The following is an 11,655-nucleotide window of genomic DNA, read 5'->3' as shown; positions in this document are numbered from 1 at the left end:
GGGGGTATTAAGATAATGGATATAAGAAAACACAATGAAATTGCTTGGGACAATGAAGTTAAAATAGGAAATAAATGGACGATACCAGTGAGTTCTGTAGATGTAAAAATGGCTAAGAAGGGAAATTGCACAATACTGTTAACTCCAACAAAGCCTGTCCCTAACAATTGGATAGGAGATGTAGCAGGAAAAGACTTATTATGTCTTGCATCTGGGGGAGGGCAACAAGGGCCTATATTTTCGGCACTTGGGGCTAATGTAACAGTTTTTGATAATAGCAAAGAGCAATTATCAAAAGATGAAATGGTAGCTAATAGAGATAACTTAAATATAAAACTTGAACAAGGTGATATGAGAAATCTATCAAGGTTTGATAATGAAACTTTTGATTTTATATTTCACCCAGTATCTAACTGTTTTATTGATAGTGTCGAAACGGTATGGTCAGAATGCTATAGAGTGCTAAAACCAGGAGGCATATTGATAGCAGGATTTTCAAATCCTATTTCATATATATTTGATTTATATGAATGGGAAAAAAATAATAAATTAATTGTTAGAAATAGCATACCATATTCTGATATAGAACAACTTCCAAAGGATCAGTTAGAAGAAAGAATACAAACTAAAGATACATTAGAATTTGGTCACTCTCTACAAAGTCAAATAGGAGGTCAAATAGACGCTGGTTTTGTAATTAGTGGTTTTTATGAAGATAAGTTAGGGGATGGACTATTAGATAATCATATAGATACATTTATTGCAACTAAAGCAATAAAATTATAATTGAATGTAAAAGGATGTAGTGATATTTTATTACTACATCCTTTTTTTAATATATTATAAAGAAGTTTCTCTTAAACTTAAATGTTCATTTCTTTCAATGAAGTGTCTAATAGACCATTCATTTTGGAATAATACAACTGGATTTCTATTTTTATCTTCAACTAGTAGTGTATCCATTGGCATTGAAAGCTTGCCAGATTTAGAAATATCATTTTCAATCCAACGTACATAGCGGTAAGGTAGTGAGTTCATTAACATGTCAACACCATACTCTTGCTTTAGACGATATTCTAAAACTTCAAACTGTAAAACTCCAACAACTCCTACTATAAGTTCTTCCATACCAAAGTTAGGTTGTTTGAATACTTGTATAGCACCTTCTTCTGCTAATTGTGTAATACCTTTTACAAATTGCTTTCTCTTAAGAGCATTCTTTGTAGAAATTCTTGCAAAATGTTCAGGAGCAAATTGTGGTATACCAGTGTACTCAAGCTTTGATTGTTTTTCACTTAAAGTATCACCAATATTAAATATACCTGGGTCGTGTATACCTATAATATCTCCTGGATAAGCTGTATCTATTATAACACGGTCTTGTGCCACAAACTGTTGTGGTTGAGAAAGTTTTATCTTCTTATTTCTTTGAACATGATTTACTGCCATACCTTTTTCGAATTTACCAGAGCAAATTCTAAGGAATGCAATTCTATCTCTATGAGCTTTATCCATATTAGCTTGGATTTTAAATATAAATCCTGAGAAGTTATCAGAATTAGGGTCTATATCACCTAAGTTACTGCTACGAGGCATAGGTGGTGGTGTTATCTCTAAAAATGACTCTAAAAATGGTTCAACACCAAAGTTAGTAAGGGCACTTCCGAAGAATACAGGTGATAATTCACCATTTAATATTTTATCTAAATCAAAATTATCACCAGCTATATCTAAAAGTTCAATGTCTTCTAGTAATTTTGAATGAAGAGCATCACCTAATAAAGTATTGAATTTTTCATCAGTTACTTCTCCAGTTATAGAGTTAGCAATAGATTGTCCGTGGTTACCATCATCAAATAATTCTATTTGATTTTTATGACGGTTAAATACACCTCTAAATTCTTTACCAGAACCAATTGGCCAGTTTACTGGGCAAGAACGAATTCCTAACACATTTTCAATATCTTCAAGTAGCTCAAATGGGTCTTTTCCTTGACGGTCCATTTTATTTATGAATGTGAAAATTGGAATTCCTCTCATTTTACAAACATGGAATAATTTCTTTGTTTGCTCCTCAACCCCTTTAGCAGAGTCAATAACCATTACTGCACAGTCTGCTGCCATAAGAGTTCTATAAGTGTCTTCACTGAAATCTTGATGTCCAGGAGTATCAAGAATGTTTATACAAAAGTTATTATATTCAAATTGAAGAACACTTGATGCAACAGATATACCTCTTTGTTTTTCAATTTCCATCCAGTCAGAGACTGCATGTTTTTGAGATCTTCTTGATTTAACAGATCCTGCTTCACGAATGGCTCCACCATATAATAGGAACTTTTCAGTTAATGTAGTTTTTCCTGCATCGGGATGGGAAATGATTGCAAAAGTTCTTCTTCTTTTAACTTCATCAATCAAGTTTAAATTTTGTTCTGTCATTTTTTATCATCCTTTATTTTAATTTTATGATTATCCAAATATAAAAAATTATATTTATTAACAGTTTTAAAATGGACATAATTTTTTATGTACTATAAAAAGCTATAATCCTATTGATATTACAACTTTATTGCAAAACTGTCAATATGGAAGCTAACTAATGTGTAATAATTCTGCTACAATTAAATAAAAAGTAGAGGGAGGAAACTATGAATAGAAGAGGAACTGGAGCAATATTTTGTTTGATATCGGCAATATTGTATTCAACAAGATATATAAGTGCTGCAATTTTTGGATCAAATCTTTCTTCATGGGATGAACAGTTGTTTTTTAATATGTTAAGTTATGTAGGAGGTACCCTTACGACATTAAGCATTATTTCATTAGTTATAGGCGTTGGATATCTAATATTAGCAGAAAAAAACAATGAATAGTTGCTAGCGAATTTATTGAAATAATTTAATAGGAAAATTGAGTTATTTACAACAGATACTGAGTTAATATATAAAGTGGTTAGGTTAAAATTTAGAAACTAATATTAAATCAATGTTAAATGTTTTATATTTACCTAAAGATTTAACCATTACCAACGATAATATTAGTATTAATGAACCGTAAGGTGGATTAATACTAATATTATGAGGAGGAAACACATATGAAAAAATCAAGATCAAGAGTAATAGCATTAGTAGGGGGAGCTGTATTAGCATTAAACTTATCTACTCCGATAATATCTAATGCACAAGCAAGAACTATAACTAAAACAGAAATATCTTCAAAAGTAACTGCAGTTAAACAACAAGTAGCATTAAAAAAAGCAGAGCTACAAAAACAGCTTGAAGCTAAAAAGCAGGAAGTAGCATTAAAGCAAGCAGAGCTACAAAAACAACTTGATGCTAAGAAACAAGAGATAGCAGTAAAAATAGCACAATTAAAAGGGGCAAATAAAGAACAGAGAAAAGCAGAATTACAAAAGCAACTTGAAGTTAAAAAGCAAGAAATAGTATTAAAGCAAGCAGAGTTACAAAAGCAATTTGAAGCTAAAAAACAAGAAATAGCATTAAAATTAGCAGGATTACAAAAATAGTTTGAGATATATTAATTATAAATAGTCAATTATATTAAAAATACTAATATAATTGACTATTTTAAATGAGTTTAACTAATTTATTGTATTTTGAGTTGAGAGAGTAATAATTTGGCTCTCTTTTTTTGTGTATAAAAATATAACTTTATAAAAATGTGTTTTAACTAAGTGTATATTTAATAAATAAGTTAAAATATGTAATTTCTGTTATAATTAAATTAAAACTTACTATAAACTTATTAGGAACATCTAATTTTATTTTTAGTGTGAGGCTATTTGAATGAATTCTTTAGATGACTTAATAAAGTATAAAAAAGGGGAAAATACAAGGGGGGATATGATGGAAAATTACTGTATTAAAAACGTTGATTTTAGAGATATAGAAGAAGCGTTTGAATTAGTAAAAGATGTATTTATGGAATTTGATGCTCCAGAATATAGCCAAGAGGGAGTAAATGAATTTATAAATAAAATAATTGAAAATAAAGAGTTTATTAATAAATTTAAAACGGGTGAGCAAATGATGATAGGAGCTTTTCATAACAATAAAATTATTGGAGTATTAGCTATTAGTACAAGAAATCATATATCACTTGTTTTTGTAGACAAGAAATATCATAGAATGGGTATTGCAACGAAATTAGTCAATGAAATTGCTAGTAGGTTAAAATCAAAAAATATAGATAAAATTAAGCTAAATTCATCGCCATATGCGATACAATTTTATGAAAAAATAGGCTTTATAGCCACAGATATAGAGCAGATTAAAAATGGAATAAGATATGTACCAATGGAGCTTACGTTGTAAAATATAATTACATATGCAGTATTTATTATAGGGAGTATGGGGGAAGCAATATGAATAACAATATGGTTTTTTTAGCAGTATTTATGCCTATATTTTTAATGGCTCACTTACTTATATATAACATACAGTTTATAAGTGGTAAAAATTATTTTTATGGTGTATATGTAAAAAATATTACATTAAATGAAGAAGATAAAAAGCGAATTGACAAAGGCTATAAAAGAAAAATGAACTTAACATTTTTAATAATGTTATTAATATTTATAATTAATATGGTCTTAAAAAAGTATAGTAGTGAAATAATTATAGTAATCCTAATGCTTGGATATACAATCGTATCCTTTGTTTTTCTAAAAACGTATTATGTAGAAGTGAAAGCATTAAAAAGTAATATACTAAATTTACAAGAAAATCATAATTTAAAAAATGAGAATGAAAGTAAAAAAATAATTATAGATACACAATTATTAAATGCAAAGACTAGATTGAAGAAAAAATTTACTGTATTATTTGGAATATGCGTAGCATTATCTATAATTTCAGCATTATACTTAGCTTTTAATTATAATAACTTGCCAGATACAATAATTACACACTGGGGACCAGATGGAAAGCCGGATGGATTTTCACAAAAAAGCTTGCAAAGTGTATTTTTTGTTAGTTTTATAGATTTAACATTAGTAGTACTAATGGCATTTATGACAGTAGAAACAATTGGTGCAAGAGTGTATTTAGATATTATTAATTTAGAAGAGAACAGAAAAAAAGCTATAAAATACCTAAATAGATTAGGATATTGTTTTTTACTACTAACTTTAAGTATACAATCAATTACGACAACGATGCCAATTTTCATGGTTAATCAAATGGATGTACCAATGATATTATTTATACCAAGTATGATTTTACCAATGTTTTTCGGCATAGTATCCATGTATTACTTTATTAGACTTTCATCATTAAAAAGCAAAAACAAAGATATAAATTCATTAGATTCAGATGATGAAAAATGGATTTATGGATTTATATATTACAATAAAGACGACTCATCATTTATGGTAGAGAAAAGATTTGGAGCAGGATGGACCTTTAACTTAGCATGTTTTAAAGGAAAAATGATCACAATACTTTTAGTAGTAATGATAGTTGGTTCACTTATAATTCCATTTTTTATATAAACAAACTACCCCTATCTAGCGAAAGATTAGATAGGGGTTTTAAGTTATATTTATGTAATTATCTATCAATCATAGATTCAAATCCACCTAGATTTGATTTATATATAAATTTTAAAATTATTATAGCACTTCAAAAAATAAAATGGTAACTAATAAATTACAATGTATAAAATACAATATTTCCAAGTGAATAAATGCAGAAATTTTGTAAAATAATATTTTATAGAGTATAATTATAATATAAACGTATAACCTAGGGGGATAGTTTTTAGATGAACATAAAAGTAAAAGATATAGCAGCTAAATCAGGAGTATCTATAGCTACGGTTTCTAGATATTTAAATAAATCAGGATATGTAAAACAAGAAACAAGAGAACTTATAAAAAATGCAATACAAGAAATAAAAGAACAAGATAAAACATATGTAAGAGAAAGAAACATTGCAGTAGTATTTCCAGACTTATCAAACATGTTTTTTACAGATGCTCTTAAAGGATTAACTGAGGAAGCAGAAAAATTAAATTATAATGTATTTTCATTTGATAGCGGTGAAAGTATAGAAAAAGAAATGAAAATAATAGATGTTTTAAATGATTTTAATATTTGTGGGTTAATAATTACTACCACTATAAAAAATAGAGAAACAACTAAGCAACATATTCAAAAATTAAACTCTTTAGGTGTACCTGTAATACTATTAGACAGAGATTTGATATTCTGTGATTTTGACGGAGTTTTTATTGACAATCAAAAAGGTGCTTTTGATGGAGTAGATACTTTAATAACTTCGGGTCATAAAGAAATAGCAGTAATAACAGGTCCATTGGAATATGAAACAGCACAGCATAGACTAGAAGGATATAAACAAGCACACAAAATAAATGGCTTAGAAGTTAATGAAGAGTATATATATGAAGGTGATTTTCATGTTGACTCAGGATATAAATTTACAAAAGAGATAATAAAAAATAATAAAGATGTAACAGCGATATTTATCTGCAATAATATGATGACACTAGGTGCTATAAATGCATTAAATGAGATGAATATAAAAATAGGACAAGATATATCATTATTAGGATTTGATGACTTAGAATTCTTTACATACTTAGGATTAAATATAAGTGTTGTATCTAGGCCAACTTCTGAAATGGGGAAAATGGCTTTTGAAGTATTATCAAAAAAGTTAATAGATGAAGAACCTTGTGCCACTCAAAACATAGTATTAAAGCCAAGTATCGTAATAAGAGGTTCAGAAAAATTAAAAGGAAATAATAAAAAATAGAGGTCAAATGACCTCTATTTTTTTGTTTAATAAAATTATGAGACCTCAAAATCTACGTATAATTAGTGTAAATACAGTGACTTAAGATAAGTGAAATTTTATTCTAAAATAGTGATAAATAAAATATATGAAACAAAAATGGAATAAATGAAAAATAATATGAAAAAAATATGAAAAAATATATGAAAAAAGTATTGAAAAAATAAAAAAAATAATATATTATATGAATATAGAATAGGAAAACGATATTACAGACATGAAACAAATGTGAAAGTAAAAGGGAAATTTATAGGAAGTATCAATAAAAAAACAAAAAAATTCAAAGGGAGAGATTAAAATGAATGTATATTTAGCAGAATTTATAGGTGTAGCAATGTTAATATTCTTTGGATGTGGGGTTTTAGCAGGAAATGCATTAAAAACTTCAGGGTCATATCAAGCAGGAAATGTAGCAATAAATATTGCTTGGGGATGCACAGTTGCCATGGTTATATTTTGTTTAGGAGATATAAGTGGAGCACATATTAATCCAGCAATAACTATTATGCAAGCTGTAAAAGGAAGTTTTGAATGGAGTTTAGTACCAGGATATATATTAGCACAAATAGCAGGTGGAATGTTTGGTTCACTTTTAGTTTATCTTCAGTTTATTGATCATTGGGAAAAAACAGACGATGCAAAAACTAAGTTAACAATATTTGCAACAGCTCCAACTATAAGAAATAATGTAGCAAACTTTTTTAGTGAATATATAGTAACATTTGGATTAGTATTTTGTATATTAGGAATTGATACAAATACATTCCCAGGAGGATTAAAGCCTTTAGCGGTTGGATGTTTAATCTTTTTAGTAGGTACATCATTTGGAGGAGTAACAGGAGCTGCATTAAACCCAGCTAGAGACTTAGGTCCACGTTTAGCACACTTCCTACTTCCAATACCAGGTAAAGGAAGTTCTGACTTTAAATATGCATGGATACCTGTAGTAGCACCTATAATGGGAGCAACTACTTCTGGATTAGTACATAATGCTTTATATGAAGGCATAGTAGATTATAGACTTTATATGATGTTAGGATTAACATTAGTTACATTTATTGCTATCAAGCTATTAAGCAAAAATGAAAAAATATCAAATGAATTAATAGGTGAAGTTGCATAGATTAGGAAAATGATTGCATTAGTATATTATACTAGTGCAATTTTTATATAAAGAAAGTTAAAGCGTGTGTAAAAAATATGAAAAAAATATGAAAAAATATGAAAAAATGATTGCAATTAATAAAAAAATATTATATTATATATTTAATGAAAACGATATTTGTAGGGTTTGAAATGTTTAATAGTATGAAAATATATAAAAAATAAAATTACATGACAGTAGAGAGGGGAATTTAATATGGAAAAGATATGTGTAATAGGAAGCCTTAATATGGACTTAGTTGTAAATGTTTGTGAAATGCCAAAGAAAGGTCAAACTTTAATAGGAAGCAAATTTAGAGAAATACCAGGTGGAAAAGGTGGAAACCAAGCTGTTGCAGCATCAAGACTTGGTGGAGATGTATATATGATAGGTAAAGTTGGAAATGATGGTTTTGGAGAAAGTTTATTAAAACAATTAAAAGCAGACAATGTAAATACTAAATATGTACAAGTTGAAGAAGGACCAAGTGGTGTAGCTCTTATAACAGTAGATGAAAATGCTGAAAATGCTATAGTAGTTTCACCAGGAGCAAACTTTAAGTTAACAGAAACTGATATAGATAAATGTATAGATGCAATAAAGGAAAGCGCTACAGTAGTAATACAACTTGAAACACCAATAGATACAATAAAATATGCTTTAGAAAAATCGAAAGAACTAGGTAAGTTTACAATATTAAACCCAGCACCAGCAGTTAAGTTAAGCGATGACATTATAAAAAATGTAGATTTATTAACACCAAATGAAACTGAATTAGAGATATTAAGTGGAGTAAGCATAAACTGTGAAGATGATATAAAAAAAGCAGCTAACGTAATGATAGAAAAAGGTGTAAAACAACTTATAGTTACATTAGGATCGAAGGGAAGTCTTTACTTAGATAAAGATACTATGGAATTTAAAAAATCATATAAAGTAGATGCAGTAGATACTACAGCTGCAGGGGATAGTTACACAGGAGCATTATCAGTAGCACTTTCTCAAAATAAGAGTATAGATGAGGCTATGGAATTTGCATCAAAAGTAGGGGCTTTATGTGTTACTAAGGTAGGAGCACAAACTTCAATACCTAATTTATATGACATTGAAAACTACAAATTCTAGTACAATTAATAAAAATTATAATATCTAAATTAAAAAATAATACATATTAAAATCGGAAGTATTATTTTTTAATTTAGTTGAAATAAAATCGGGAGGTAAAATTATGAAAAGTTTAGAACGCAATGCAAACGAAATTAGAAAAAATATCGTTGATATGATTTATTCGTCAAAATCAGGGCATCCAGGTGGATCTTTATCAGCAGTTGAAATACTTACATATTTATACTTTAAAGAAATGAATATAGATCCACAAAATCCTAAAAAGCAAGATAGAGATAGATTTGTACTAAGTAAGGGTCATGCAGCACCTGTTTTATATGCAACACTTGCTCAAAGAGGTTACTTTGATAAAGAGATGTTAAATACATTAAGAAAATTACATTCACCACTACAAGGGCATCCGGATAGCAAGAAATTAGTTGGTGTTGATGTATCTACTGGTTCTTTAGGTCAAGGTATATCAAATGCAGTGGGAATAGCTTTAGGTGCTAAAATAGATAAAAGTAATGTTAGAGTGTACTCATTACTAGGAGATGGGGAAGTACAAGAAGGACTAGTATGGGAAGCGCTTATGGCAGCTGCACACTATAAATTAGATAACTTAGTAGCGATAATAGATAACAATGGATTACAAATAGATGGTAAAAATGAAGATGTAATGAATATATATTCTTTAAAAGATAAATTAAAAGCATTTAATTTAAATGTATTAGAAATAGATGGGCATTCTTTTGAAGAAATAGAAAAAGCATTTGAAATTGCAAAAAATACAAAAGAAATGCCAACAGTTATAATAGCTAAAACTGTAAAAGGTAAAGGGGTTTCATTTATGGAAAATGAAGCAGGATGGCATGGGAATGCTCCTAGTTTAGAACAAAGAAACATAGCAATACAAGAATTAGAGTCTAAGGGGGTATAGTAATGGGATTAGCTACTAGAGAAGCATACGGAAAAGCATTAGTGCAATTAGGAAAAGAAAATGAAAATATAGTAGTATTAGATGCGGATTTATCAAAGTCTACTAAAACAGCAGACTTTGCAAAGGAATATAAAGAGAGATTTATAAATGTAGGTATAGCAGAACAAAATCTAATGGGATTAAGTGCAGGTCTTGCCTCTTATGGAAAAATACCTTTTGCAAGTACATTCGCAGTATTTGCCACAGGTAGAGCATTTGAAATAATAAGAAATTCAATATGTTATCCTAACTTAAATGTAAAAATAGCTGCAACTCATGCAGGTATAACTGTTGGAGAAGATGGAGGATCTCATCAATCGATAGAAGATATAGCTTTAATGTCATCACTTCCAAATATGACGGTAATAGTTCCAGCAGATGAGGCTGAAACTGCTCAAGTAATAAAAGAAGCAGCAAGAATAAATGGACCTGTATATATAAGATTAGGAAGACTTTCAGCAGAGGATATATTTGATGAAAATTATAAATTTGAAGTTGGAAAAGGTGTAACTGTAAAAGAAGGTAATGATATAACAATAGTTACAACAGGTCTTACTACGAATATAGCATTAGAAGCAGCAAAAGAATTAGAAAATGATAATGTTAATGTAAGAGTAATACATATGCCTACTATAAAACCTATCGATGAAGAAATATTAATAAAAGCAGCTAAAGAAACTAAGTGTTTAATTACTTTTGAAGAACATTCAATAATAGGTGGATTAGGCGATAGAGTGTGTGCTGTAACAAGTTTAAAATCACCAGTTAAGGTAAGAAAAGTTGGGATAGAGGATACTTTTGGACAATCAGGTACACCAAAAGAGCTATTACAACACTATGGATTAACTAAAGAAAATATAAAAAATGTAGTAATGGAAGAAATAAATAATTAATAACATAGGAGAGAGATTATGAAAATATTTATAGATACAGCAAACGTAGATGAAATAAAGGAAGCAGCAACATGGGGGATACTAGATGGTGTAACAACAAATCCATCATTAATAGCTAAAGAAGGAAGAGATATAAAAGAAGTAATAAATGAAATATGTGGGATAGTAGATGGACCAATAAGTGCTGAAGTAATAAGCTTAGAGTGTGATAAAATGGTAGAAGAAGCTTTAGAATTAGTAAAGCTACATAAAAATATAGTAATTAAAATACCAATGTGCATAGAAGGATTAAAGGCAGTTAATATATTAACTCAAAAGGGAATAAAAACTAATGTAACTTTAATATTCTCTTCTCAACAAGCGTTACTTGCAGCGAAATCAGGAGCTACTTATGTAAGTCCATTTGTAGGAAGATTAGATGATATAGGTATGGTTGGAATTGATTTAATAACTGAAGTTTCAACTATATTTAAAGCTCATAACATAAAGACAGAAATAATATCAGCAAGTGTTAGAAATCCAATACATGCATCTGAATGTGCATTAGCAGGTTCAGATATTGCTACTATACCATTTAATGTATTAAAGCAAATGGCTAAGCATCCTTTAACTGATATAGGAATAGAAAAGTTTTTAGCTGATTATAAAAATATGTAATTAAAAATTTTGTACAAAAAATACCCCTGCGTCTTAGAAAC

12 protein-coding genes are annotated in these 11,655 nt (G+C 28.7%); 11 read left to right on the top strand and 1 reads right to left on the bottom strand.

The window, feature by feature from the left end; all coding sequences use genetic code 11:
- Positions 1-15: 15 nt before the first annotated feature.
- On the top strand, positions 16-786 hold the full coding sequence (locus NWE74_RS02870) for a class I SAM-dependent methyltransferase (protein ID WP_258241733.1): 771 nt from the start codon (positions 16-18) through the stop codon (positions 784-786).
- Positions 787-840: 54 nt separating this feature from the next.
- Here NWE74_RS02870 and NWE74_RS02865 read toward each other — a convergent pair whose 3' ends face one another.
- Positions 841-2,439 (bottom strand): peptide chain release factor 3, encoded by a 1,599-nt coding sequence (locus tag NWE74_RS02865; RefSeq protein WP_258241732.1) that lies wholly within the window; start codon positions 2,437-2,439, stop codon positions 841-843.
- A 209-nt stretch (positions 2,440-2,648) separates the two neighbouring features.
- On the opposite strand from NWE74_RS02865, the gene NWE74_RS02860 reads away from it, so the two are divergent.
- From NWE74_RS02860 to fsa, 10 genes are all read left to right on the top strand, one after another.
- On the top strand, positions 2,649-2,873 hold the full coding sequence (locus NWE74_RS02860; protein ID WP_258241731.1) for a hypothetical protein: 225 nt from the start codon (positions 2,649-2,651) through the stop codon (positions 2,871-2,873).
- Between the two features lie 221 nt (positions 2,874-3,094).
- Entirely contained in the window at positions 3,095-3,526 is a 432-nt protein-coding gene (locus NWE74_RS02855) for a hypothetical protein (RefSeq protein WP_258241730.1), read from the top strand.
- Positions 3,527-3,866: 340 nt separating this feature from the next.
- Positions 3,867-4,334 carry a GNAT family N-acetyltransferase gene (locus NWE74_RS02850; protein WP_258241729.1) on the top strand — a complete coding sequence of 156 codons (468 nt, stop codon included), beginning with the start codon at positions 3,867-3,869 and terminating at the stop codon, positions 4,332-4,334.
- Positions 4,335-4,384: 50 nt separating this feature from the next.
- Complete coding sequence (locus tag NWE74_RS02845; RefSeq protein ID WP_258241728.1) at positions 4,385-5,512, top strand: DUF1648 domain-containing protein; 1,128 nt, start codon at positions 4,385-4,387, stop codon at positions 5,510-5,512.
- 272 nt (positions 5,513-5,784) lie between these two features.
- On the top strand, positions 5,785-6,798 hold the full coding sequence (locus NWE74_RS02840; RefSeq protein WP_258241727.1) for a LacI family DNA-binding transcriptional regulator: 1,014 nt from the start codon (positions 5,785-5,787) through the stop codon (positions 6,796-6,798).
- Positions 6,799-7,135: 337 nt separating this feature from the next.
- Positions 7,136-7,960, top strand: coding sequence for an MIP/aquaporin family protein (locus tag NWE74_RS02835; RefSeq protein ID WP_258241726.1), 825 nt, complete (start codon positions 7,136-7,138; stop codon positions 7,958-7,960).
- Between the two features lie 237 nt (positions 7,961-8,197).
- Entirely contained in the window at positions 8,198-9,106 is a 909-nt protein-coding gene (rbsK, locus tag NWE74_RS02830; protein ID WP_258241725.1) for a ribokinase, read from the top strand.
- Between the two features lie 103 nt (positions 9,107-9,209).
- Positions 9,210-10,025, top strand: a complete 816-nt coding sequence (locus NWE74_RS02825; protein ID WP_258241724.1) for a transketolase — start codon at positions 9,210-9,212, stop codon at positions 10,023-10,025.
- 2 nt (positions 10,026-10,027) lie between these two features.
- Positions 10,028-10,957, top strand: coding sequence for a transketolase family protein (locus NWE74_RS02820; protein ID WP_258241723.1), 930 nt, complete (start codon positions 10,028-10,030; stop codon positions 10,955-10,957).
- 18 nt (positions 10,958-10,975) lie between these two features.
- Positions 10,976-11,614 (top strand): fructose-6-phosphate aldolase, encoded by a 639-nt coding sequence (gene fsa, locus NWE74_RS02815; RefSeq protein WP_258241722.1) that lies wholly within the window; start codon positions 10,976-10,978, stop codon positions 11,612-11,614.
- The last annotated feature ends 41 nt before the right edge of the window (positions 11,615-11,655 follow it).

This window comes from Romboutsia lituseburensis (genome assembly GCF_024723825.1).
In the GTDB taxonomy this organism is placed as follows: domain Bacteria; phylum Bacillota; class Clostridia; order Peptostreptococcales; family Peptostreptococcaceae; genus Romboutsia_F; species Romboutsia_F lituseburensis_A.
Note: the sequence above shows the minus strand (reverse complement) of the source record. Positions and strands in the feature narration are given on the sequence as shown.